The organism is Aquincola tertiaricarbonis, assembly GCF_000969605.1.
Lineage (GTDB): Bacteria > Pseudomonadota > Gammaproteobacteria > Burkholderiales > Burkholderiaceae_C > Aquincola > Aquincola tertiaricarbonis.
In genome coordinates this window covers 306,241-328,370 of sequence record NZ_JZUE01000002.1, presented here as the reverse complement: position 1 = coordinate 328,370, position 22,130 = coordinate 306,241, and the positions used below count along the sequence as shown (strand labels likewise).

General features: G+C 68.6%; 20 protein-coding genes. 18 read left to right on the top strand and 2 right to left on the bottom strand.

The genetic code is table 11. The features are described from left to right. Positions 1 to 10: 10 nt before the first annotated feature. Positions 11 to 1,297 (bottom strand): D-amino acid dehydrogenase, encoded by a 1,287-nt coding sequence (locus VO99_RS03770; protein WP_046111449.1) that lies wholly within the window; start codon positions 1,295 to 1,297, stop codon positions 11 to 13. A 343-nt stretch (positions 1,298 to 1,640) separates the two neighbouring features. Between VO99_RS03770 and rpsB the strand changes: the two genes are divergently transcribed. The 16 genes from rpsB (at position 1,641) to VO99_RS03690 (ending at position 16,555) form a co-directional block, all read left to right on the top strand. Continuing rightward, positions 1,641 to 2,387, top strand: a complete 747-nt coding sequence (rpsB, locus tag VO99_RS03765) for a 30S ribosomal protein S2 (RefSeq protein WP_046111448.1) — start codon at positions 1,641 to 1,643, stop codon at positions 2,385 to 2,387. 99 nt (positions 2,388 to 2,486) lie between these two features. Then, positions 2,487 to 3,377: a translation elongation factor Ts gene (gene tsf / locus VO99_RS03760; RefSeq protein ID WP_046111447.1), complete on the top strand. Its 891-nt coding sequence runs from the start codon at positions 2,487 to 2,489 to the stop codon at positions 3,375 to 3,377. Positions 3,378 to 3,454: 77 nt separating this feature from the next. After that, positions 3,455 to 4,165, top strand: coding sequence for a UMP kinase (pyrH, locus tag VO99_RS03755; RefSeq protein ID WP_046111446.1), 711 nt, complete (start codon positions 3,455 to 3,457; stop codon positions 4,163 to 4,165). A gap of 9 nt (positions 4,166 to 4,174) precedes the next feature. Further along, positions 4,175 to 4,735, top strand: a complete 561-nt coding sequence (frr, locus tag VO99_RS03750; RefSeq protein ID WP_046111445.1) for a ribosome recycling factor — start codon at positions 4,175 to 4,177, stop codon at positions 4,733 to 4,735. Next, a complete protein-coding gene (uppS, locus tag VO99_RS03745; RefSeq protein WP_083440336.1) occupies positions 4,732 to 5,466 on the top strand; it encodes a polyprenyl diphosphate synthase in 735 nt (244 codons plus the stop codon). Before frr ends, uppS begins: the two co-directional genes overlap by 4 nt. Before the next feature lie 15 nt (positions 5,467 to 5,481). Continuing rightward, a complete protein-coding gene (locus VO99_RS03740; protein ID WP_046111444.1) occupies positions 5,482 to 6,303 on the top strand; it encodes a phosphatidate cytidylyltransferase in 822 nt (273 codons plus the stop codon). Between the two features lie 13 nt (positions 6,304 to 6,316). Next, positions 6,317 to 7,507 (top strand): 1-deoxy-D-xylulose-5-phosphate reductoisomerase, encoded by a 1,191-nt coding sequence (gene ispC / locus VO99_RS03735; protein WP_046111443.1) that lies wholly within the window; start codon positions 6,317 to 6,319, stop codon positions 7,505 to 7,507. Then, entirely contained in the window at positions 7,504 to 8,871 is a 1,368-nt protein-coding gene (gene rseP, locus VO99_RS03730) for an RIP metalloprotease RseP (RefSeq protein ID WP_046111442.1), read from the top strand. The genes ispC and rseP overlap by 4 nt, the downstream gene beginning before the upstream one ends. 13 nt (positions 8,872 to 8,884) lie before the next feature. Then, complete coding sequence (gene bamA, locus VO99_RS03725) at positions 8,885 to 11,188, top strand: outer membrane protein assembly factor BamA (RefSeq protein ID WP_052736070.1); 2,304 nt, start codon at positions 8,885 to 8,887, stop codon at positions 11,186 to 11,188. After that, complete coding sequence (locus tag VO99_RS03720; RefSeq protein ID WP_198156859.1) at positions 11,188 to 11,700, top strand: OmpH/Skp family outer membrane protein; 513 nt, start codon at positions 11,188 to 11,190, stop codon at positions 11,698 to 11,700. Before bamA ends, VO99_RS03720 begins: the two co-directional genes overlap by 1 nt. 34 nt (positions 11,701 to 11,734) lie before the next feature. Then, positions 11,735 to 12,769 carry a UDP-3-O-(3-hydroxymyristoyl)glucosamine N-acyltransferase gene (gene lpxD, locus VO99_RS03715; RefSeq protein WP_046111552.1) on the top strand — a complete coding sequence of 345 codons (1,035 nt, stop codon included), beginning with the start codon at positions 11,735 to 11,737 and terminating at the stop codon, positions 12,767 to 12,769. Positions 12,770 to 12,771: 2 nt separating this feature from the next. Then, positions 12,772 to 13,212 carry a 3-hydroxyacyl-ACP dehydratase FabZ gene (fabZ, locus tag VO99_RS03710; RefSeq protein ID WP_046111441.1) on the top strand — a complete coding sequence of 147 codons (441 nt, stop codon included), beginning with the start codon at positions 12,772 to 12,774 and terminating at the stop codon, positions 13,210 to 13,212. Continuing rightward, positions 13,209 to 13,997: an acyl-ACP--UDP-N-acetylglucosamine O-acyltransferase gene (gene lpxA, locus VO99_RS03705; RefSeq protein ID WP_046111440.1), complete on the top strand. Its 789-nt coding sequence runs from the start codon at positions 13,209 to 13,211 to the stop codon at positions 13,995 to 13,997. Before fabZ ends, lpxA begins: the two co-directional genes overlap by 4 nt. A gap of 35 nt (positions 13,998 to 14,032) precedes the next feature. Then, a complete protein-coding gene (gene lpxB / locus VO99_RS03700; protein WP_046111551.1) occupies positions 14,033 to 15,151 on the top strand; it encodes a lipid-A-disaccharide synthase in 1,119 nt (372 codons plus the stop codon). Further along, entirely contained in the window at positions 15,123 to 15,779 is a 657-nt protein-coding gene (gene rnhB / locus VO99_RS03695; RefSeq protein ID WP_046111439.1) for a ribonuclease HII, read from the top strand. The genes lpxB and rnhB overlap by 29 nt, the downstream gene beginning before the upstream one ends. After that, positions 15,776 to 16,555 carry a TrmH family RNA methyltransferase gene (locus tag VO99_RS03690; protein ID WP_046111438.1) on the top strand — a complete coding sequence of 260 codons (780 nt, stop codon included), beginning with the start codon at positions 15,776 to 15,778 and terminating at the stop codon, positions 16,553 to 16,555. The genes rnhB and VO99_RS03690 overlap by 4 nt, the downstream gene beginning before the upstream one ends. Here the strand turns inward: VO99_RS03690 and ppsR are convergent. Beyond that, the gene (gene ppsR / locus VO99_RS03685; RefSeq protein ID WP_046111437.1) at positions 16,549 to 17,373 is read right to left on the bottom strand and encodes a posphoenolpyruvate synthetase regulatory kinase/phosphorylase PpsR; all 825 of its coding nucleotides are present in this window, start codon (positions 17,371 to 17,373) and stop codon (positions 16,549 to 16,551) included. The two genes, VO99_RS03690 and ppsR, sit on opposite strands and share 7 nt — an antisense overlap. 235 nt (positions 17,374 to 17,608) lie before the next feature. On the opposite strand from ppsR, the gene ppsA reads away from it, so the two are divergent. Together ppsA and VO99_RS03675 are read left to right on the top strand one after the other, a co-directional pair. Beyond that, positions 17,609 to 20,017, top strand: a complete 2,409-nt coding sequence (ppsA, locus tag VO99_RS03680) for a phosphoenolpyruvate synthase (protein WP_046111436.1) — start codon at positions 17,609 to 17,611, stop codon at positions 20,015 to 20,017. 82 nt (positions 20,018 to 20,099) lie between these two features. Further along, positions 20,100 to 22,115 (top strand): VC_2705 family sodium/solute symporter, encoded by a 2,016-nt coding sequence (locus tag VO99_RS03675; protein WP_083440335.1) that lies wholly within the window; start codon positions 20,100 to 20,102, stop codon positions 22,113 to 22,115. The last annotated feature ends 15 nt before the right edge of the window (positions 22,116 to 22,130 follow it).

Sequence of the window (22,130 nt, the reverse complement as noted above, 5' to 3'; positions counted from 1 at the left end):
CCTGGGAATGTCAGCGCAGGCGTTCCAGCGCCAGGCGCGTGGTGTCGATGGCCGGCGTGCGGCCTGCCAGCTGGTCGGCCAGCACACGGGCCGATCCGCAGGACAGTGCCCAGCCGCTGGAGCCATGGCCCAGGTTCAGCCACACGCCGGCCTGGCCGCTGGCGCCGAGCACTGGCGGGCCATCGGGCAGCATCGGTCGTGCGCCCTTCCAGCGCTGCGCCTGCGCCAGGTGGGTGGCACCCGGGAACCAGTCGTGCAGCACCTTGTACAAGGTGTCCATCGGCGCTTTCGACCATTGCCCCGGCGCGCCGCCCAGCTCCGCGCTGCCAGCCACCCGCACGCGCTGGCCCAGGCGAGAGATGGCGATCTTGTACTTCTCGTCCATCAGTGCCGCGCGGGGTCCGAAATCGGGATGGCCCTCGACGATGCGCAGCGGTGCGGTGAGCGAGTAGCCGTACACCGGCTGCATCGGCAGCTTCACGCCCAGCCGGCCCAGCAAGGGGAGGGCGCCCATGGCCGCACACAGCACCACCGCGTCGAAGGGCTGCGTTTGCTCGGGGCCGGGCATGTCCTGCTGTGCATGCTCGGCGAAGCGCAGCACCGGCGTGCGGCTGCCGGCGTCGATGCCGCGCACGGTGTGGTGGAAGCGGAAGCGTGCGCCCAACCGTTGGGCTTCCGCGCGCATCAGCATCGCGAACTGGCGGCAGTTGCCCACGCCGTCCTGTGCCAGATGCACGCCGGCATGCAGCGGCGTGGCCGCGTCCAGGCCGGGTTCGATCTGCCGGCATCGCGCGGCGTCCACCAGGTGGAAGTCCACGCCCAGCTCCGCCAGCAGCTTGAGCGAGCCTCGGGCGCCGGCCACGTCGCGCGGCGTGCGCAGCAGCACCAGCAGGCCCTGCGCCTGTTCATATTCCAGGTGCAGCGTGTGCTGCAGGTCGGCCAGGCGCTCGCGGCTGTAATGCGCCAGCGCATGCATGGCCCGTCGGTTGGGACCATAGGTGTCCGGATGGCAGGCGCGCCACCAGCGCCACAGCCAGCCCATCAGCGCAGGGCCGGGCATGCCGCCGAAGCGCACCGGCGCATGCCGGGTCAGCAGATGGCGCAGCACCTTGGCGGGCATGCCGGGCGCGGCCCAGGGGGTGACATAGCCTGGGGCGAGCACTCCGGCATTGGCAAAGCTGGTTTCCTCGGCCACGGTGCCGCGGCGCTCGAACACCTCCACCTCGTGGCCGTCCGCGGCCAGCTCATAGGTGGTGGTCACGCCGACGATGCCGGCGCCTATCACGGCGACGCGCATTCAGCGCGGGCCCGCCGCGCCAAAGGCGCCGCGGAAGCAGTGGGACACGGTGGAGCCGGCGCGTTGGCGCGCCGGAGAAGAGGGCCGTTGGGGCATGCTGGAAGGGCCGGCCGGCAATGCGCCGGTGGCGGAGAAGGAGGATGGCGCCTGGGCGCGTGCTAGAATCCTTTGGTTTACCCGGCCACTGCCATCCTGGCGGCGTGCTTGTCGGTAAATCAATCGCGAATCCGGCTGCTGAAAGGTGTCGGGACAGGCGCTCCAAGGAGCGTGACGCGAGGGGAAAAACCCTTGCAGTTCCTGTTTCGATTCACGCCGGATTCTAGACCCAACCTTCGGAGTCTCCATGTCCGTCACGATGCGTGAAATGCTGGAAGCCGGTGTCCACTTTGGCCACCAAACGCGCTTCTGGAACCCCAAGATGGCCCCGTACATCTACGGCCATCGCAACAAGATCCACATCATCAACCTCGAGAAGACGCAGCCGCTCTTCGAAGAGGCGATGAAGTTCGTCCGCCAGCTGGCGGCCAAGCGCGGCACGATCCTGATGATCGGCACCAAGCGCCAGGCTCGCGAGGTGATCGCCGAAGAAGCGCAACGCGCCGGCATGCCTTACGTCGACCAGCGCTGGCTCGGCGGCATGCTGACCAACTTCAAGACGGTCAAGGGCTCGCTGAAGAAGCTGAAGGACATGCAGGCCCAGGTCGAGGCCGGCACCCAGCCCGCGATCAAGAAGGAAGCCCTGATGTTCCAGCGCGAGATCGCGAAGCTGGAAAAGGACATCGGCGGCATCGGCGACCTGACCGCGCTGCCTGACGCGATGTTCGTCATCGACGTCGGCTACCACAAGATCGCCATCGCCGAAGCCAAGAAGCTGGGCATTCCCATCATCGGCATCGTCGACACCAACCACTCGCCGGTGGGCATCGACTACGTCATCCCCGGCAACGACGACTCGGCCAAGGCCGTGGCGCTGTACGCCCGTGCGGTGGCCGACGCCGTGCTGGAAGGCAAGGCCAACGCCACGAACGAACTGGTGCAGGCCGTGACGGCCGGCGACGACGAGTTCGTCGAGGTCAGCGAAGACGCCTGATCCGCGCCCATGGACTGCAACGGTGCCCCGGTGCCGTGCAAGCCGACATTGTTCGAAAGGGGCCGCTGAGCCCCTTTTTCACTCAACGGAGAATTTGAGATGCCCGCAATCACCGCAAGCATGGTCGCCGAGCTGCGCGCCAAGACCGATGCGCCGATGATGGAATGCAAGAAGGCGCTGACGGAAGCCGAAGGCGACCTCGGCCGCGCCGAAGAGATCCTGCGCGTCAAGCTGGGCAACAAGGCCGGCAAGGCCGCCTCGCGCGTGACCGCCGAAGGCGTGGTCGCCGCGGCCGTCAACGGCACCACCGGCGCGCTGATCGAAGTCAACTGCGAGACCGACTTCGTCTCGAAGAACGACTCGTTCCTGGCCTTCGTGCAGGCCGCCGCCAAGCTGGTGGCCGAGCACAACCCGGCCGACGTCGCCGCGCTGTCGGCCCTGCCGTACGAGCAGGACACCTTCGGCCCGACGCTGGAAGACGTGCGCAAGGGCCTGATCGGCAAGATCGGCGAGAACATGTCGATCCGCCGCTTCAAGCGCTATGCCGACGGCGGCAAGCTGGCCAGCTACCTGCACGGCACGCGCATCGGCGTGATGGTCGAGTTCGACGGCGACGACGTGGCCGCCAAGGACGTGGCGATGCACGTGGCCGCGATGAAGCCGGCCGCGCTGTCGTCGTCGGAGGTGTCGGCCGAGCTGGTCGAGAAGGAACGCAAGATCGCTGCCGAAAAGGCCGCTGAATCGGGCAAGCCGGCCGAGATCGTCGCCAAGATGGTTGAGGGCTCGGTCGCCAAGTTCCTGAAGGAGGTTTCGCTGCTGGACCAGACCTTCGTCAAGAACGACAAGCAGACCGTGGCCGCGATGCTCAAGGCCGCCAGCACCACGGTCAAGGGCTTCACGCTCTACGTGGTGGGCGAGGGCATCGAGAAGAAACAGGACGACTTCGCGGCCGAAGTGGCTGCGCAGGTGGCGGCGGCCAAGGGCCAGTAACCGTCTGCAAAGCAAAGGGGCCGCAAACGCGGCCCCTTAAACTAGAACAAGTTGAACATCGCTCACGGGGGAGCCGAATGCCGGCGTACAAGCGCATCCTGATCAAACTCTCCGGCGAAGCCCTGATGGGCGACGACCAGTTCGGCATCAACCGCGCGACCATGGTCCGCATGGTGCGCGAAGTGCACGAAGTCACCCAGATGGGCTGCGAAGTGGCGGTGGTGATCGGTGGCGGCAACATCTTCCGCGGCGTGGCCGGCGGTTCGGTGGGCATGGACCGCGCCACCGCCGACTACATGGGCATGCTTGCCACGGTGATGAACTCGCTGGCCCTGGCCGACACCATGCGCCAGGAAGGCATGACCGCCCGCGTGATGAGCGCCATCGCGATCGAGCAGGTCGTCGAGCCGTATGTGCGGCCGAAGGCGCTGCAGTACCTCGAAGAGGGCAAGGTCGTGGTGTTCGCGGCCGGCACCGGCAACCCGTTCTTCACCACCGACACGGCCGCCGCGCTGCGTGGTGCCGAGATCGGCGCCGAGATCGTGCTGAAGGCCACCAAGGTCGATGGCGTGTACACCGCCGATCCGAAGAAGGATCCGACGGCCACGCGCTACACCAACATCTCGTTTGACGAAGCGATTACCAAGAACCTGCAGGTGATGGACGCCACCGCGTTTGCGCTGTGCCGCGACCAGAAGCTGCCCATCAAGGTGTTCTCCATCTTCAAGAGCGGTGCGCTCAAGCGTGTGGTGCTCGGCGAGGACGAGGGCACGCTGGTGCACGTCTGAGGAATTGTCATGACCGTTGCCGACATCAAGAAAACCGCCGAAGGCAAGATGGCCAAGTCCATCGAGTCCTACAAGTCCGAGCTGCAGAAGATCCGTACCGGCCGCGCCCACCCGGGCATCCTGGACCAGGTGCAGGTGGAGTACTACGGCTCGCAGGTGCCCATCAGCCAGGTGGCCAACGTCACCCTGATCGATGCCCGCACGATCAGCGTGCAGCCCTGGGAGAAGGGCATGGGGCCGAAGATCGAGAAGGCCATCCGTGAAAGCGACCTGGGCCTGAACCCGGCTTCGCAGGGCGACCTGATCCGCGTGCCGATGCCCGCGCTGACTGAAGAGCGCCGCAAGGACCTGACCAAGGTCGTGCGCCACGCCAGCGAGGATTCCAAGGTGGCCGTGCGCAACCTGCGCCGCGATGCCAACGACCAACTGAAGAAGCTGGTCAAGGACAAGGCCATCAGCGAAGACGACGAGCGCCGCGCCCAGGACGACGTGCAGAAGCTCACCGACCGCACGATCGCCGAGATCGACCGCCTGACCCAGGCCAAGGAAGCCGAGATCCTGGCGGTTTGAGCGTGAGCGCCTCCGTTCCGCGCCATGTGGCCATCGTGATGGATGGCAACGGCCGATGGGCCAAGAAGCGCTTCATGCCGCGTTTCTTCGGCCACAAGCAGGGGGTCGATGCGCTGGTGCGCACGGTGCAGGCCTGCGCCGACCGCGGCGTCGAGTACCTCACCGTGTTCGCCTTCTCCACCGAGAACTGGAAGCGCCCGACCGAAGAGGTCTCGGGGCTGATGGGCCTGGTGCTGGTGGCGGTGTCCAAGTACCTCGGCAAGCTGGCGCGCGAAGGCGTGCGCATCCGCATCGTGGGCGATCGCTCGGCGGTGTCGGACAAGGTGCGGCAGGCCTGGGAGCAGGTGGAATCCACCACCGCCCACAACCAGCGCATCACGCTGATCGTGGCGTTCAACTATGGGGGCCGCTGGGACGTGGTGCAGGCCGCGCAGCAGGCCATCCGCGACGGCGTGCCGGCCGATGCGCTGGACGAGCGCAAGCTCGGCCAGTACATGGCGATGGGTTTTGCGCCCGACCCGGACCTGTTCATCCGCACCGGCGGCGAAGTGCGCATCAGCAACTTCCTGCTGTGGCAAATCGCCTATTCGGAGCTGCATTTCTCCGATTGCCTGTGGCCCGATTTTGGTGAAGCCGAACTCGACGCCGCCATCTCCGCCTATGCCGAACGCGATCGCCGCTTCGGTGGCGTCAAGCCCGCGCCGGCGGCGTCCCTTGCCGTCGGCAACTAGAAGTCGTCGCAGTCCATGCTCAAGCAGCGCGTGATCACGGCGGTGGTGCTGCTTGCAGTGCTGCTGCCCGCCTTGTTCGCCTCCAGTCCCTGGCCCTTCGGCCTGCTCACGCTGGTGATGGTTGCCGCGGCCGGCTGGGAATGGGGCCGGCTCAACGGTCTGGCGGGCGGTGCCGTGCTCGTGGGCGCGGCCGTGGCGCTGATCTGCGCGGCGGCCTGGTGGACCGGCACCGCCTTCGGCGCCTGGCCGCTGGTGGCGGTGGCCTGGATCGTGGGCGTGGCGCTGGTGCTGCGGGCCGGTCCAGCCGGCTGGCCAAAGACGCCAGCCGCCCTGCGCTGGGTGCTGGGCGTGGCGCTGCTGTGCGTGGCCTGGCTGGCGATGACGCAGGGCAAGGCGCTGGGCCTGAACTTCCTGTTGTCTGTCTTCTGCCTGGTGTGGATGGCCGACATCGCCGCCTACTTCAGCGGCCGCGCCTTCGGCCGGCGCAAGCTGGCCCCCACCATCAGCCCTGGCAAGAGCTGGGAGGGCGTGTACGGTGGCGTGGTCGGCGTGCTGCTGCTGGCGGTGCTGTGGTCGCTGGCCGATGCGCACTTCACGCCTGCATCGCCCAGCCTGTACAGCCTGCTGCCGGCCCGCCTGGGCTGGCCGCTGGCGCTGCTGGCCCTGATGGTGCTGACCGCGATGAGCGTGGCCGGCGACCTGTTTGAATCCCTGGTCAAGCGGGCCGCCGGCGCCAAGGACAGCAGCCAGCTGCTGCCCGGCCACGGCGGCGTGCTCGATCGCATCGACGCGCTGCTGCCGGTGCTGCCCATCGCCATCGCGTTGGCCACTCTCTGAGCCTCCTGTTCCCATGACCCATCGCCAGCGCATCACCATCCTCGGCTCCACCGGCTCGGTCGGCACCAGCACACTGGACGTCATGGCCCGCCACCCGGAGCGCTTCGAGGTGTTCGCGCTCACCGCCCATGCCAAGGTGGACGAGCTGGCCGCCCAGTGCGCGCGCTGGCGGCCGCGTTATGCGGCCATGCCGTCGGCCACGCTGGCCGGGCAGCTCCGCGACAAGCTGCGCGCCGAAGGCATCGCCACCGAGGTGCTGCAGGGCGAGCAGGCCCTCTGCGACCTGGCCAGCCACCCCGAGGTGGATGCGGTGATGGCCGCCATCGTCGGCGCCGCCGGCCTGCCGCCGTGCCTGGCCGCGGCCCGCGCCGGCAAGCGGCTGCTGCTGGCCAACAAGGAGGCGCTGGTGGTCGGCGGCGCGCTGTTCATGCAGGCGGTCAAACAGGGCGGTGCCACGCTGCTGCCGATCGACAGCGAGCACTCGGCCATCTTCCAGTGCCTGCCGGAAGACCGCAGCGCCTGGGCCCAGCGCATGGACCACATCGTGCTCACCGCCTCGGGCGGGCCGTTCCGCGACCGCGATCCGGCCACGCTGGCCGACATCACGCCCGACCAGGCCTGCGCCCATCCCAACTGGGTGATGGGGCGCAAGATCTCGGTCGATTCGGCAACGATGATGAACAAGGCGCTGGAGGTGATCGAGGCGCGCTGGCTGTTCGACCTCGCGCCCGAGCAGATCCACGTGGTGATCCATCCGCAGAGCATCATCCATTCGATGGTGGTGTGCCGCGATGCCTCGGTGCTGGCGCAACTGGGCACGCCCGACATGCGGGTGCCGATCGCGTATGGCCTGGCCTTTCCGGAGCGCATCGAGTCCGGCGCGTCGCAGCTCGACTTCCTCACGCTGTCGTCGCTCAGCTTCTCCCCGGCGGACCGGCAGCGCTTCCCCGGCCTGTACCTGGCCTGGGACGCCCTGCGCGCGGCCGAGGGCAGCACCACGGTGCTGAATGCCGCCAACGAGGTGGCCGTGGAGGCCTTCCTCGCCGGCCGTACCGGGTACATGGACATCCACCGCATCAATGCCGCGACGGTGGAGGCGGTGCAGCCGGCCTTGCCGGCGCAGCCCGCGCTGGACGACCTTCTGGCGCTGGACGAGGCGGCGCGTGCCCATGCACGGCAGCTGGTGCGCGGGGTGGCCTCATGACCACCGTGCTGGCCTTCCTGCTGACGCTGGGCGTGCTCATCGTCATCCACGAATACGGCCACTACCGCGTGGCACGCGCCTGCGGCGTGAAGGTGCTGCGCTTCTCGGTGGGCTTCGGCCGCGTGCTGTGGCGCCGCCAGGCCACGCCGGACAGCACCGAGTTCGTGCTCAGCGCGCTGCCGCTGGGCGGCTACGTGCGCATGCTGGACGAGCGCGAAGGCCCGGTGTCGCCCGACGAGCAGGACCAGGCCTTCAACCGCAAGTCGCTGCGCCAGCGCGCGGCCATCGTCGCGGCCGGTCCGGCGGCCAACCTGCTGCTGGCGGTGGTGCTGTATGCGGCCGCGCAGTGGATCGGCGTGGATGAGCCGCGCGCCATCCTGTCCGCGCCGGTGGCCGGCAGCCTGGCCGAGCGCGCCGGCCTGCGGGCCGGTGACGAGGTGACGGCGCTGTCCAGCGACGGCCAGGACTGGCAGGACGTGGCCTCGCTCACCGACCTGCGCTGGCGTGTCACCCAGGCCGCGGTGCAGGGCGAGCGGCTGCACATGCTGGTGGGTGAGCCCGGTGGCCACCGCAGCCGCACCGTGGTGCTGGAACTGGACCGCGTGGCAGGCCAGGACATGGACGCGGCGATGGTGCGACAGATCGGCATCGGCGCACCGTACAGCGAGCCGGTGCTGGGCGAGGTGAAGCCGGCCGGCCCGGCGGCACGTGCCGGCTTGATGGAAGGCGACCGCGTGCTGCGCGTGGACGGCCAACCCATCGGCGATGCCCAGGCGCTGCGCGAGCGCATCCGCCAGGGCGTGCGCCAAGGCGCGTCGGTGCCACAGTCGTGGACGGTGGAACGCCAGGGTCGCAACCTTGAGCTGACGGTGGAGCCTCGCGTGGCCACCGAAGGCAGCACCGCGATCGGTCGCATCGACGCCTTCGTGGGCCAGCCGCCGCAGATGGTCAACGTGCAGCGCGGGCCGGTCGAAGGCCTGGTGAATGGCGCGGCGCGCACCTGGGAGGTCTCGGTCCTCACGCTGAAGATGATGGGCCGCATGCTGGTCGGCGAGGCATCGCTGAAGAACCTCTCCGGCCCGCTGACCATCGCCGACTATGCCGGCCAGTCGGTGCAGCGCGGCCTGCCCGACTACCTCGCCTTCCTGGCGCTGGTGAGCGTGAGCCTGGGGGTGCTCAACCTGCTGCCGCTGCCCATGCTCGATGGCGGGCACCTCATGTATTATCTTTTCGAGGGTCTGACCGGGCGCCCGGTCTCCGAGTTGTGGCTCAAGTGGCTGCAACGTGGCGGCGCCTTCATCATGCTGCTGCTGATGTCCCTCGCCCTTTCCAACGATGTGGCCCGCCTCCTGGGCCTGCACTGAAGCGTTTCCCCCGATGCATTCATTCTTTTGCCCGAGCCCGCTGCGGCCGGTGGCTGCCTGCGTGGCCCTGGCCTGCGGCCTGGCCGCGCTGCCGGCGCTGGCCGTCGAACCCTTCACGCTGAGGGACATCCGCATCGAAGGCCTGCAGCGCACCGACCCCGGCACCGTCTTCGCCGCGCTGCCGTTCCGCATCGGCGATACCTACACCGACGAAAAGGGCGCGGCCGGCCTGCGTGCGCTGTTCGCCACCGGCCTGTTCAAGGACGTGCGCATCGAGGTGGAAGGCGACGTGCTCGTGGTCATCGCCGATGAGCGCGCGGTGATCTCCTCGGTCAACTTCATCGGCTTGAAGGAGTTCGACAAGGACACGCTGACCAAGTCGCTGAAGGACGCCGGCATCGGCGAAGGCCTGCCCTTCGACCGCGCGGTGATCGACCGGGCCGAGCAGGAGATCAAGCGCCAGTACCTCACCCGCAGCCTGTACGGCGCCGAGGTGGTGACCACCATCACCCCGCTGGAGCGCAACCGCGTGGATGTCACCTTCACCATGACTGAAGGTGAAGCCGCCAAGATCAAGGAAATCCGCATCGTCGGCGCCAAGGCATTCTCGGAGAGCACGCTGCTGGGCCTGTTCGAGCAGAGCACCGGCGGTTGGCTGACCTGGTACACCAAGAGCGACCGCTATTCGCGCACCAAGCTCAACGCCGACCTGGAAGCCCTGCGCGCGTACTACACCAACCGCGGCTACCTGGAGTTCGTCGTCGAGTCCACGCAGGTCACGATCTCGCCGGACAAGCAGGACATCTCCATCACCATCTCCGTGCGCGAAGGCCAGCGCTACACCGTCACCGCGGTGCGGCTGGAGGGCGACTACCTGGGCCGCGACCAGGAGTTCAGGGACCTGGTGCGCATCAAGCCGGGCGAGTCGTACCGCGCGGAAGACGTGGCCCAGACCACGCGCCTGTTCACCGAGCGCTTCGGCCTGTTCGGCTACGCCTTCGCCCGCGTGGAGCAGCGCCCCGAGATCGACCGCGCCACCGGCCAGGTGGTGGTGGTGCTGAATGCGGAACCGCAGCGCCGCGTGTACGTGCGCCGCGTGAACGTGGCCGGCAACACTCGCACGCGCGACGAAGTGGTGCGCCGCGAGTTCCGCCAGTTCGAGTCGGCCTGGTACGACGGCCAGAAGATCAAGCTCTCGCGCGACCGCGTGGACCGCCTGGGCTACTTCAAGGAAGTGAACGTCGAGACCAACGAGGTGGCGGGCACCGCCGACCAGGTGGACCTGACGATCAACGTGGTGGAGAAACCCACCGGCAACCTGATGCTGGGCGCCGGCTTCTCCAGCGCCGACAAGCTGGCGCTGACCGGCTCGATCAAGCAGGAAAACGTCTTCGGCTCGGGCAACTACCTGGGCATCGAGGTCAACACCAGCAAGTACAACCGCAACATCGTGTTGTCCACGGTGGATCCGTACTTCACGATGGATGGCATCTCGCGGGCCTTCGATGTGTACTACCGCACCAGCAAGCCGCTGAACAGCCAGGGCGTGGACTACGAGCTGTCCACGCCGGGCGCGTCCATCCGCTTCGGCGTGCCGTTCTCCGAGTACGACACGGTGTTCTTCGGCATCGGCGTGGAAAGCACGCAGATCAAGGGCCCGGGCGCGCTGCCCAACAGTTACCTGATCTACCGCGAGCAGTTCGGCGAACGCAGCCTGACCGTGCCGCTGACGCTGGGCTGGGCCCGCGACCAGCGTGACAGCGCGCTGGTGCCCACCACCGGCAGCTACAAGCGCGTGAACGTCGAGCTGTCGGCGCTGGGCGATGCCCGCTACGTGCGTGCCAATGCGCAGTACCAGCAGTACATCCCGCTGGGCCCGCAGTTCACGCTGGGCCTCAACGGCGAACTGGGCTGGGGCAAGGGTATCGGCGGCCGGCCGTATCCCATCTTCAAGAACTTCTATGGCGGCGGCCTGGGCTCGGTGCGGGTGTTCGACCAGAGCTCGCTGGGCCCGGTGGACGTGACCGGCACCTACATCGGCGGCAACCGCCGCATCAACTTCAATGCCGAGCTGTACGTGCCGGTGCCGGGCGCCGGCAACGACAAGACCTTGCGCATCTTCGGCTTCACCGACGTGGGCAACGTGTGGGGCGAACATGAGTCGCTGGACGCCGGAACGCTGCGTGCCTCGGCCGGTATCGGCCTGTCGTGGATCTCGCCGGTGGGCCCGCTGAAGCTCAGCTTCGGTGCGCCGATCCGCAAGGAACGCAACGATAGAATCCAGAAATTCCAATTCCAGATCGGGACAGCGTTTTGATGAACAAGGTGAAGACGTTGGCGGCCGCGGTGGCAACCGCGTCGCTGTGGGCGACGTGCTCGGTCGCACAGGCCCAGGAGTTGAAGATCGGCTACGTCAACAGCGAGCGCGTGCTGCGCGAGGCCACGCCCGCCAAGGCCGCGCAGAGCAAGCTGGAAGCCGAGTTCGGCAAGCGCGAGAAGGACCTGGCCGAGGTGGCCAACCGGCTCAAGGCCGCTTCCGACAAGCTGGACAAGGAAGCCCCCACGCTGAGCGAAGCCGAGCGCACCCGCCGCCAGCGCGAGCTGGTGGAGCAGGACCGGGACTTCCAGCGCAAGCGCCGCGAGTTCCAGGAAGACCTCAACAACCGCAAGAACGAAGAGCTGGCCCTGGTGGTGGAACGCGCCAACAAGGTGATCAAGCAGATCTTCGACAGCGAGAAGTACGACCTCATCCTGCAGGAAGTGGTCTTTGCCGGCCCGCGTGTCGACATCACCAAGAAGGTGATCGACGCGCTGAACGCCGGCAAGTGATGCGCGGCCAGCGCCCGGGCTGGCTGGCATGACGATCTCGCTCACGCTCGCTGACATCACCGCCCGCCTGGGGGGCGACGTCACCGGCGATCTGGCGATGCGCTTCGATCGCATCGGCCCGCTGGCAGGGGCCACCGCCACGACGGTGAGCTTCCTGTCCAATCCCCGCTACCGCTCGCAGCTGGCCGACACCTCGGCCGGCTGCGTGGTCGTCGCGCCGGCGCAGGCCGACGAGGCGAGGGCGCGGCCGGCCGGTGGCGCCGTCATCGTCACGCCCGACCCCTACTTGTATTTCGCCCGGCTGACGCAGCTCTGGGCCGAGCTGACGCGCCCGCGCGAAGCCGCCGGCGTGCATGCCAGCGCGGTGGTCGACGCCGCGGCGCAGGTGCATGGCACGGCCCACGTCGGCCCCATGGTGTGCATCGGCCCCGGCGCGGTGGTGGGCGAGGGCGCAGTGATCGGTGCGCAGACGGTGATCGGCCGCGATGTGCGCATCGGCGCGCACACCCGCATCGCGCCGCGCGTGGTGGTGGGGGATGGCTGCTCGGTGGGCGACCGCTGCATCCTCCACAGCGGCGTGGTGATCGGCGCCGACGGCTTCGGCTTCGCGCCGACCGAGGGCCGCTGGGAGAAGATCGAGCAGCTGGGCGCGGTGCGCATCGGCGACGACGTGGAGATCGGTGCCAACACCTGCATCGACCGCGGGGCGCTGGACGACACGGTGCTGGAAGACGGCGTCAAGCTCGACAACCTGATCCAGATCGGCCACAACGTGCACGTCGGCCGCCACACCGCAATGGCCGGCTGCGTGGGCGTGGCCGGCAGCGCGCGCATCGGTGCCGGCTGCACCGTGGGCGGTGGCGCGATCATTTTGGGCCACCTGCAGCTGGCCGACGGCGTGCACGTGTCGGCGGCCACGGTGGTCACCCGCTCCATCCTCAAGCCAGGCCAGTACAGCGGCGTGTTTCCCTTCGATGACAATGCCGCGTGGGAGAAGAACGCCGCCACGCTGCGTCACCTGCATACCTTGCGCGACCGCGTGCGGGCGCTCGAAAAGAAGAACGTTTGACGATGATGGACATCCACCAGATCCTGAAGAAGCTGCCCCACCGCTACCCGATCCTGCTGGTCGACCGGGTGCTGGAACTCGAGAAGGGCAAGCGCATCCGTGCCATCAAGAATGTCACCATCAACGAGCCGTTCTTCATGGGCCACTTCCCCAACCGGCCGGTGATGCCCGGCGTGCTGATGCTCGAAGCGCTGGCCCAGGCTGCCGCGCTGCTCAGCTTCGAGTCGATGGACGCGGAGTTGACCGACGACATGGTGGTGTATTTCGTGGGCATCGACGGTGCGCGCTTCAAGCGCGTGGTCGAGCCCGGCGACCAGCTGACGCTGGAAGCCAGCATCGAGCGCGCCAAGGCCGGCATCTACAAGTACAAGACCCGCGCCAGCGTGGACGGCGAAACCGCCGTGGAAGCCGAGCTGATGTGCACCATGCGCAAGGTGGCATGACCACGATCCACGCCACCGCCATCGTCGACCCGAAGGCCGAGCTGGATCCTTCGGTGAGCGTGGGGCCGTATGCGGTCATCGGGCCGCATGTGCGCATCGGCGCCGGCACCACGGTGGGCCCGCATGCGGTGATCGAAGGGCACACCACGATCGGGCGCGACAACCGCATCTTCCAGTTCGTGTCGCTGGGCGCCATGCCGCAGGACAAGAAGTACGCGGGTGAGCCCACCGAACTGCACATCGGCCACCGCAACACCATCCGCGAGTTCTGCACCTTCAACACCGGCTCCGCGCAGGACGCGGGCGTCACCCGCATCGGCGACGACAACTGGGTGATGGCCTACGTGCACATCGCCCACGACTGCCAGGTGGGCAACGACAACACGCTGGCCAACAACGCCACCTTCGCCGGCCACGTGCATGTGGGCGACTACGTGACCGTGGGCGGCCTGACCGGCATCCACCAGTTCGTGAAGATCGGCTCCTACGCGATGCTCGGCTTTGCCAGCGCGGTGACGCAGGACGTGCCGCCCTACATGCTGGTGGACGGCAATCCGCTGGCGGTGCGCGGCTTCAATGCGGTGGGGCTGAAGCGCCGCGGCTTCAACGCCGAGCGGGTGAACGCCGTCAAGCAGATGCACAAGGCGCTGTACCGCAAGGGCCAGACGCTGGACGAGGCCCGCGCCGAGATCGCCGGCCTGAGCGCCACCGTGCCCGATGCGGCCGGCGACGTGGCGATGATGCTGGACTTCCTGCAGGCCGCCACCCGCGGCATCGCGCGCTGACCGTGGATACCGCGGCGCAGGCTCCGCGGTTCGGCATGGTGGCGGGCGAGACGTCCGGCGACCTGCTGGCCGGTCTGCTGATGGGCGGCATGAAGCAGCGCTGGCCGGCCATGCAGGCGGCCGGCATCGGCGGCCCGCGCATGGCGACCCACGGCTTCCAGGCCTGGTGGCCGCACGAGAAGCTGGCGGTGCGCGGTTATGTGGAGGTGCTGCGCCACTACCGCGGCATCTCGCGCATCCGCGACGAGCTGACCGAGCGCCTGTTGCAGCAACGGCCCGATGCCTTCATCGGTATCGATGCACCCGATTTCAACCTGGGCCTGGAAGCTCGGCTCAGGACCGCAGGCATCAAGGCCATCCATTTCGTGTGCCCCTCGATCTGGGCCTGGCGCGGCGGGCGGGTGAAGAAGATCGCGGCCAGCACCGACCATGTGCTGTGCCTGTTCCCGTTCGAGCCGGAGCTGTTGCACGCGCATGGCGTGCCTGCCACCTACGTCGGCCATCCGCTGGCCGATGCCATTGCGCTGCAGGCACCGCGGGCGGCCGCGCGCGCCGCGCTGGGCCTGGCCGACCATGCGCCGGTGGTGGCGGTGCTGCCCGGCAGCCGCCGCTCCGAGATTGAGATGATCGCGCCCGTCTTCCTGCAGACCGTGGCCCTGCTGGCCCGCCAGCGGCCCGACCTGCGCTTCGTGCTGCCGGTGGTGCCGGGCCTGCGGGAGCTGGTGGAGCCGCTGCAGCGCCAGCATGCGCCTGAGGCGCCGCTGACGCTGCTGGACGGCCGTTCGCACGAGGCCCTGGCCGCCTGCGACGTCACGCTGATCGCCAGCGGTACCGCCACGCTGGAGGCGGCGCTGTTCAAGCGGCCGATGGTCATCGCCTACCGCATGAACGCGATCAGCTGGCAGATCATGAAGCGCATGGCCTACCAGCCCTGGGTGGGCCTGCCCAACATCCTGTGCCGCGACTTCGTGGTGCCCGAGCGCATCCAGGAAGCTGCGCAACCGGCGACACTGGCGGCCGATGTGCTGGCCTGGCTGGACGCGCCGGCCCGCATGGCGGCGGTCACCGGCCGCTTCGAAGAACTCCACCATCTGTTGCGGCGGGACACCGGCCGCACCGCCACCGATGCCATCGCGCAAATCCTCGAAAGCTGAGCAGCTGGGCCTGTCCTGGGACGTGCCCGGGCTCCTGGTCGCCGGCGTGGACGAAGCCGGCCGCGGCCCGCTCGCCGGCCCGGTGGTGGCCGCAGCGGTCATCCTGGACGATCTGCGGCCGATCAAGGGCCTGGCCGATTCCAAGGTGCTGACCGCCCGCCGCCGGGAGGAGCTGTACGAGGAGATCCGCGCCCGCGCGCTGTGCTGCAGCGTGGGCGAGGCGACGGTGGAGGAGATCGACCAGATCAACATCCTGCAGGCCACGATGCTGGCGATGCGCCGGGCGGTCGACGGCCTGCGGCTGCTGCCGGGCAAGGTGCTGGTGGACGGCAACCGGCTGCCGGTGCTGCGGGTGCATGCCGAGGCCATCATCGGCGGCGACGCCACGGTGCAGTCGATCTCGGCGGCGTCGATCATCGCGAAGGTCACGCGCGACCGCGGCTGCAGGGCGCTGCACGAGCGCTTTCCGCTCTACGGCTTCGACGAGCACAAGGGCTACAGCACACCCGACCACCTGCATGCGCTGCGCACCCACGGCGCCTGCGAGGCGCACCGCCGCAGCTTCGCGCCGGTGCGCGAGGTGCTGACGCCGGTGGGCGTGCTGCCGATGCCGCCGACGCCGCGATGAACGAACCGGCGCTGATCACTTCGCGCGACAACCCGCTGCTGGTCAAGCTGCGCAAGCTGGCGCAGGACCCGGCCGGCTATCGCAAGTTGGGCCTGCTGTGGCTGGAGGGCGACCACCTGGCGCGTGCGCTGCAGTCGCGCGGCGGCCGTGCCCAGCAGGCGCTGGTCAGCGAAAGTGCCTGGGCCCGCGAGCCCAGCCTGCGCGACCTGGCCGGCTGGGCGGACAAGGTGAGCCTGCTGCCGGATGCGCTGTTCAAGTCGCTGAGCACGTTGGAGTCGCCGGCCGCCATCGGCTTCGTCGTCGCGGCGCCGGCCTCGCCCGCCATCCAGCCGGGCGTGCCCTCGGTGGTGCTGGACCGGCTGCAGGATGCCGGCAACGTCGGCAGCATCCTGCGCAGCGCGGCGGCGCTCGGCTTTGAGCAGGTGGTGGCGCTCAGGGGCACGGCGGCCCTGTGGTCGCCCAAGGTGCTGCGGGCCGGCATGGGCGCGCATTTCGGGCTGCGGCTGGTGGAGGGCGCGGACGCGGATGCATTGGCGGCGCTGCAGCTGCCGCTGGTGGCCACCAGCTCGCACACCGAAGCCGTGCTGCACCAGGCCGAGCTGCCCTGGCCCTGCGCCTGGGTGATGGGCCATGAAGGCCGCGGCGTGGCGCCGGACTTGATGGCGCGCTGCGCGCTGGCGGTGCGCATTCCGCAGCCGGGCGGCGAGGAATCGCTGAACGTGGCCGCCGCGGCGGCCGTGTGCCTGTACGAATCGGCGAGGCGGCGGCTTCAGTAGATCAGGCGGTCGGGGCGGATGTCCCGCAGGATCGTGGTGGCGATCTCCTCGATCGACTTGTGCGTGGAGCTCAGCCAGCCGATGCCCTCGCGCTTCATCATCGCTTCGGCCTCGTTCACCTCGTAGCGGCAGTTCTCCAGCGCCGCGTACTTGCTGCCGGGCCGCCGCTCGTTGCGGATCTGCGCCAGCCGCTCCGGGTCGATCGACAGACCGAAGCACTTGGCCTTGAAAGGCGCCAGCGCCGAGGGCAGCTTGTTGCGCTCGAAGTCCTCGGGGATCAGCGGATAGTTGGCCGCCTTGATGCCGTGCTGCATCGCCAGGTACAGCGACGTGGGCGTCTTGCCGCTGCGGCTCACGCCCACCAGGATCACGTCGGCCAGCTCCAGGTTGCGCGACGACTGCCCGTCGTCGTGCGCCAGCGAGAAATTGATCGCCTCGATGCGGTCGTCGTATTCCTGGCTCTTGGCCGCGTCGGAGAAGCGCCCCACCCGGTGGTTCGACTTCATGCCGAACTCGTGCTCCAGCGGCTCGACGAAGGTGCGGAACATGTCGAACACCATGCCGCGGCAGTCCGGCGCGGTCACCACGTCACGGATCACCTCGTTGACCAGCGTGATGAACACGATGGGCGGCTTGCCCTCACGCTCGGCCACCTCGTTGATCTCCAGCACCACCTGGCGGGCCTTCTCTTCCGTGTCGATGAAGGGGCGGCGCACACGCCGGGGCTTGGCCGTGAACTGCGCCAGGATCGAGTTGCCGAAGGTCTCGGCGGTGATGCCGGTACCGTCGGACACAAAAAACACGGAGCGATTGGGCATGGCCAGGGCGCTGTGGCAGCAGGGAAGGGGACATGGATCATAGGCCGCGAAGGACTTCACGAAGGCCCGCTTCCGGTGCGGCTTCGAAACTAGAATCGGCGCCAATTCCTTCCCACGCCACGACGCCCATGCGCTGCCCCCGCCCCATAACCCGAACAACCAGCACGGCTGGCTGGGTGGCGCGCGTCCTCGGCCGAGCGGAAGCACCGGTTTCTTGTCATCACGGAGTTTTCCCATGTCCCAACCCAACCTGGCGACCGCCCTGGTCGCGCCGTTCGAACAACTGAGAATGACCGATGTCGAGGTGGTCGGCGGCAAGAACGCCAGCCTCGGCGAAATGATCAGCCAGCTCGCCAGCACCGGCGTGCGCGTGCCCGGCGGCTTCGCCACCACGGCGCACGCGTTCCGCCAGTTCCTGTCGCACGGCGGGCTGGACAAGAAGATCAACGCCCGCCTGGCGGCGCTGGACACCGACGACGTGCGCGCGCTGGCCGATGCCGGCGCCGAGATCCGCCGCTGGGTGGAAGAGACGCCGTTCCCCGCCGACCTGGAGCAGGCCATCGCGGCCGAGTTCGAGAAGCTGACCGCCGGCAACCCGGGCGCCTCGTTCGCGGTGCGCTCGTCGGCCACTGCCGAAGACCTGCCCGACGCCTCGTTCGCCGGCCAGCAGGAAACCTTCCTCAACGTCGTCGGCCTGCCCGAGGTCATGTCGAAGATGAAGGAGGTGTTCGCCTCGCTCTACAACGACCGCGCGATCAGCTACCGCGTGCACAAGGGCTTCGCCCATGCCGACGTGGCGCTGTCGGCCGGCGTGCAGCGCATGGTGCGCTCCGACCTGGGCGCCGCGGGCGTGATGTTCACCATCGACACCGAATCGGGCTTCAAGGACGTGGTCTTCATCACCTCCAGCTACGGCCTGGGCGAGACGGTGGTGCAGGGCGCCGTCAACCCCGACGAGTTCTACGTGCACAAGCCGGCGCTCAAGGCCGGCAAGCTGGCCGTCATCCGCCGCAACCTGGGCTCCAAGCTCATCAAGATGACCTTCGCCTCGCCCGAAGAAAAGGCGGCTTCCGGCAAGCTGGTCAAGACCGAGGACACGCCGCCCGAGCAGCGAAACCGTTATTCGCTCAACGATGCCGATGTGACCGAGCTGGCCAGGTACGCCCTCATCATCGAGGAGCACTACGGCCGCCCGATGGACATCGAGTGGGGCAAGGACGGCGGCGACGGCAAGCTCTACATCCTGCAGGCCCGCCCTGAGACGGTCATGAGCCAGGCCGAAGGCAAGGTCGAGCAGCGCTACAAGCTGCGCGGCGACACCAGCAAGAACACGGTGCTGGCCGAAGGCCGCGCCATCGGCCAGAAGATCGGTACCGGCCCGGTGCGGCTGGTCAGCTCCATCACCGAGATGGAACGCGTGCAGCCCGGCGACGTGCTGGTCACTGACATGACCGACCCCAACTGGGAGCCGGTGATGAAGCGCGCCAGCGCCATCGTCACCAACCGCGGCGGCCGCACCTGCCACGCGGCCATCATCGCGCGTGAACTGGGCATCCCGGCCGTGGTGGGCTGCGGCGATGCCACCGACAAGCTGGCCGACGGCGCGCTGGTGACGGTGGCCTGCTCCGAGGGCGACACCGGCTACATCTACGACGGCCTGCTGGACACCGACGTGTCCGACGTCGAGCCGGTCGACCTGCCGTACTGCCCCATCAAGATCATGATGAACGTGGGCAACCCGCAGCTGGCCTTCAACTTCGCCCAGATGCCGAATTCGGGCGTGGGCCTGGCGCGGCTGGAATTCATCATCAACAACAACATCGGGGTGCATCCGAAGGCCATCCTCGACTACCCCAACATCGACGCCGACCTGAAGAAGGCGGTGGAATCGGTGGCGCGGGGCCATGCCAGCCCGCGCGCCTTCTACGTCGACAAGCTGGTCGAGGGCATCGCCACCATCGCCGGTGCCTTCTGGCCCAAGACGGTGATCGTGCGGCTGTCGGACTTCAAGAGCAACGAGTACCGCAAGCTGATCGGCGGCTCGCGCTACGAGCCCGACGAAGAGAACCCGATGCTGGGCTTCCGCGGTGCGTCGCGCTACATCAGCGGCGACTTCAGCGACGCCTTCGCGATGGAGTGCGAGGCGCTCAAGCGCGTGCGCAACGACATGGGCCTGACCAACGTCGAGATCATGGTGCCCTTCGTGCGCACGCTGACCCAGGCGCGCAAGGTCAACGAGATGCTGGCCGAGCACGGCCTCAAGCGCGGCCAGGACGGCCTGCGCCTGATCATGATGTGCGAGGTGCCGAGCAACGCCATCCTGGCCGAGCAGTTCCTCGAGTACTTCGACGGCATGTCCATCGGCTCGAACGACCTGACGCAGCTGACGCTGGGCCTGGACCGCGACTCCGGCCTGGAGCAGCTGGCCGGCGACTTCGACGAGCGGGATCCGGCCGTCAAGGCCATGATCTCGCGCGCCATCGCCGCCTGCCGCGCCACCGGCAAGTACGTCGGCATCTGCGGCCAGGGGCCCAGCGACCATCCGGACTTCGCCGACTGGCTGGCGCAGGAAGGCATCGTGTCGATCTCGCTGAACCCCGACACGGTGATCGAGACCTGGCAGCGGCTGGGCGCCGCCAAGTAGCCTTCGGGCGGGAGCGCGTCTGACTACCGCCCGCGGCAGCAGCGCAGGCGCCTTCGAACGGCGCCTGCACCGGCGCTACGGGATGTTCGCGCTGGGCGTGCTGCTGTTCGTGGCGCTGCTGGCCTGGGCCGAGCACGCGGGCTTCTCGCGGGCGTGGATCGGCACCATGTTCCTGGTGGCCACGGTGGCGGTGTACGCCACCATCGGGCTGTCGTGCCGCACCACCGACGAGGCCGAGTACTACGTGGCCGGCCGGCGCGTGCCGGCCTTCTACAACGGCATGGCCACCGCCGCCGACTGGATGAGCGCCGCCTCGTTCCTCGGCATGGCGGGCGTGCTGTACCTGCAGGGCTTCGGCGGCCTCGCCTACCTGCTGGGCTGGACCGGCGGCTTCTGCCTTGTGGCGCTGCTGCTGGCGCCGTACCTGCGTCGCTTCGGCCAGTTCACCATCCCCGACTTCATCGGCGAGCGCTACGGCGGGCTGCCGCGCTTCATCGCGGTGGCGGCGGTGCTGCTGGTGAGCTTCGTCTACGTGGTGGTGCAGATCTACGGCGTCGGCCTGATCACCTCGCACCTCACCGGCTTCAGCTTCGAGGTGGGCATCTTCGTCGGCCTGGGCGGTGTGCTGGTGTGCTCCTTCCTGGGCGGCATGCGCGCGGTCACCTGGACGCAGGTGGCGCAGTACATCGTGCTGCTGATTGCCTTCCTGCTGCCGCTGACCTGGCTGTCGGTCAAGCAGAGCGGCAGCTGGCTGCCGCAGATCACCTATTCGCAGCAGCTGCAGCAGGTGACGCGCATGGAGGAACACCTGCGCAACGACGCGGCCGAGCAGCGGGCGCAGGCGGCGCTGGAGCGGCGGGCCATCAGCGCGCAGCAGAAGCTGGCCGACGTGCCCGCGGCCATGAAGGAGGATGCGCAGCGACAGGCTGAACGCATCCAGGCGCTGCGTGCGGAAGACGCGCCGCTGCGCCGCATCCAGCAGGCCGAGCGGCAGCTGGCCCTGGCCCCGCGCAACGAGGCCGACGCGCGCGCCGCCTACGAGCGCGAGCGCGACCGCGCCGCGCAGCAGGCGCTGCCACTGGGCGGCATGGCGCCGCAGGCCGAGCCGTTCGCGCCGTCGCAGCCGGGGCCTTCCTCCGACGAAAGCGGCCGCCGCAACTTCGTGGCCCTGGTGCTGTGCCTGATGATGGGCACGGCCGCCATGCCGCACGTGCTCACGCGCTACTACACCACGCCCTCCGTGGCGCAGGCGCGCAATTCGGTGGGTTGGTCGCTGCTGTTCATCACGCTGCTGTACCTGTCGGCGCCGGCGCTGGCGGTGCTGGTGAAGTACGAGGTGCTCAGCCACCTGGTCGGCACGCCGTTCGACGAACTGCCGGCCTGGATACGGCGCTGGAGCAAGCTGGATTCCGGCCTGGTGTGGGTGGAGGACATCAATGCCGACGGCCTGCTGCAGCTGGCCGAGCTGCGGCTCAGCGGCGATCTCATCGTGCTGGCCGCGCCGGAGATCGGCGGGCTGCCCTACGTGGTCACCTGCCTGGTGGCTGCGGGCGGGCTGGCGGCGGCCCTGTCCACCGCGGACGGCCTGCTGCTGACGGTCGCCAATGCCCTGTCCCACGACATCTACTACCGCGCCATCAACCCGCGGGCGTCGGCCATCCGGCGGGTGATGATGTCGAAGATGCTGGTGCTGGTGATCGCGTTGATCGCGGCCTGGGTGGCCTCGCTGCGCATCGCCAACATCCTGCAATTCGTGTCGGCGGCTTTCTCTCTGGCGGCCTCGGCCTTCTTCCCGGCGCTGGTGCTGGGCATCTTCTGGAAGCGCGCCACCCGCTGGGGTGCCACCGCCGGCATGTTGAGCGGGCTGCTGGTGTGCATGGGCTACATGGCCGCCAATCTTTCGGCGTTCCGCAACCTGGTCGGCCTGCAGCCGGCCGCCGATGCATGGCGCTGGTGGGGCATCGACCCGGTGGCCGCCGGCGTGTTCGGCGTGCCGGTGGGTTTCCTGGTGATGGTGCTGGCCAGCCACCTCGGTCCGGCACCGTCGCGCGATCAGCAGACGCTGGTCGAACGCCTGCGTTCCCCCAGCCCGGGCTGAACTGCTATACTCGCG

Coding starts and splice junctions, on each gene's coding strand:
- VO99_RS03770 (WP_046111449.1), bottom strand. CDS start 1,297: ATGCGCGTCGCCGTGATAGGCGCCGGCATCGTCGGCGTGACCACCACC.
- rpsB (WP_046111448.1), top strand. CDS start 1,641: ATGTCCGTCACGATGCGTGAAATGCTGGAAGCCGGTGTCCACTTTGGC.
- tsf (WP_046111447.1), top strand. CDS start 2,487: ATGCCCGCAATCACCGCAAGCATGGTCGCCGAGCTGCGCGCCAAGACC.
- pyrH (WP_046111446.1), top strand. CDS start 3,455: ATGCCGGCGTACAAGCGCATCCTGATCAAACTCTCCGGCGAAGCCCTG.
- frr (WP_046111445.1), top strand. CDS start 4,175: ATGACCGTTGCCGACATCAAGAAAACCGCCGAAGGCAAGATGGCCAAG.
- VO99_RS03740 (WP_046111444.1), top strand. CDS start 5,482: ATGCTCAAGCAGCGCGTGATCACGGCGGTGGTGCTGCTTGCAGTGCTG.
- ispC (WP_046111443.1), top strand. CDS start 6,317: ATGACCCATCGCCAGCGCATCACCATCCTCGGCTCCACCGGCTCGGTC.
- rseP (WP_046111442.1), top strand. CDS start 7,504: ATGACCACCGTGCTGGCCTTCCTGCTGACGCTGGGCGTGCTCATCGTC.
- bamA (WP_052736070.1), top strand. CDS start 8,885: ATGCATTCATTCTTTTGCCCGAGCCCGCTGCGGCCGGTGGCTGCCTGC.
- VO99_RS03720 (WP_198156859.1), top strand. CDS start 11,188: ATGAACAAGGTGAAGACGTTGGCGGCCGCGGTGGCAACCGCGTCGCTG.
- fabZ (WP_046111441.1), top strand. CDS start 12,772: ATGATGGACATCCACCAGATCCTGAAGAAGCTGCCCCACCGCTACCCG.
- lpxA (WP_046111440.1), top strand. CDS start 13,209: ATGACCACGATCCACGCCACCGCCATCGTCGACCCGAAGGCCGAGCTG.
- lpxB (WP_046111551.1), top strand. CDS start 14,033: ATGGTGGCGGGCGAGACGTCCGGCGACCTGCTGGCCGGTCTGCTGATG.
- rnhB (WP_046111439.1), top strand. CDS start 15,123: ATGCCATCGCGCAAATCCTCGAAAGCTGAGCAGCTGGGCCTGTCCTGG.
- VO99_RS03690 (WP_046111438.1), top strand. CDS start 15,776: ATGAACGAACCGGCGCTGATCACTTCGCGCGACAACCCGCTGCTGGTC.
- ppsR (WP_046111437.1), bottom strand. CDS start 17,373: ATGCCCAATCGCTCCGTGTTTTTTGTGTCCGACGGTACCGGCATCACC.
- ppsA (WP_046111436.1), top strand. CDS start 17,609: ATGTCCCAACCCAACCTGGCGACCGCCCTGGTCGCGCCGTTCGAACAA.
- VO99_RS03675 (WP_083440335.1), top strand. CDS start 20,100: ATGTTCGCGCTGGGCGTGCTGCTGTTCGTGGCGCTGCTGGCCTGGGCC.